Annotated in this window: 1 protein-coding gene; it reads left to right on the top strand. The window is 51.1% G+C overall.

The window, feature by feature from the left end:
* A partial coding sequence (locus tag V8352_RS21835; protein WP_336426356.1) for a DUF6538 domain-containing protein occupies nucleotides 1–864 on the top strand: 864 nt, incomplete at its 5' end.
* Nucleotides 865–942: the final 78 nt, after the last annotated feature.

The raw sequence follows: 942 nt of genomic DNA, 5'->3' as shown, positions 1-942 counted from the left end.
GCGATGGCTGAGGTCTCCGCGTCGGACGCGCCTACCGAAGGCACGAAATATGGGAGCGGCTCAAGCACCGGTGCGCCCGACTACCCACACGGAACGAGAAGGGACCCAAAATACACCAAACTACGCGGCAACATTTACCACTTTCGCATGAGATGTCCCAAGAGGTACAGGGGCTACTACTCACGCGAGTTCATTGACGAAACACTTAGGACCGACAGCCGTACACAGGCAGAGGCTCTGGCTCTGAAAGCCAAAAATATTTGGATGGAAGAGCTAAAGGTACGAGCAAGTCGGGAGCAGTCACCCAACTCTGCGGAAACCTTTAAAGCACTAACTGCGCTAGCGAAGAACGCTGGCCTCCAACTCGTTTCAGTTGATCAGTTGGCGCACGGATCGTTGGATGAGCTCCTGACGCGTATAAACGGTGTACAAGTAGCCGATCCAAAAGCGGAGAGTGCATTATTTGCGGCAACACTTGGCGGGTTTGAAGCTCCAAAAACAACAATTCTTGAAGCCGCCAATCAAATGGAGATATACAGGCCCCAAGATATCTCAGGCAAAAATAAACGCCAGAAAACGCACTGGATCAACAAATTTAAACGGGCCGCCAATGGATTTTCCGAAGTGGCTTCCGACAAGCCAATTGTCGAGATCAAACCGGCGGATGCAAAAATTTACCTGCGGTATTGGCAAAGACGCGTGGATGACGGAGGCATCAGCAGCGATTATGCTAAAAAACATCTGGGTTATCTTCGCGCGATAATCAATAGCTTCTATGAATTCACTAATTTGGATGAGTACCAAAATCCTTTTGAAGGCACCTCAAGTATAAAAAAACGGTCCCTTCTCGTTCCGTGTGGGTAGTCGGGCGCACCGGTGCTTGAGCCGCTCCCATATTTCGTGCCTTCGGTAGGCGCGTCCGACGCGGAGACCTCAGCCATC

The organism is Roseovarius sp. D0-M9 (assembly GCF_037083805.1).
Lineage (GTDB): Bacteria > Pseudomonadota > Alphaproteobacteria > Rhodobacterales > Rhodobacteraceae > Roseovarius.
Note: the sequence above shows the minus strand (reverse complement) of the source record. Positions and strands in the feature narration are given on the sequence as shown.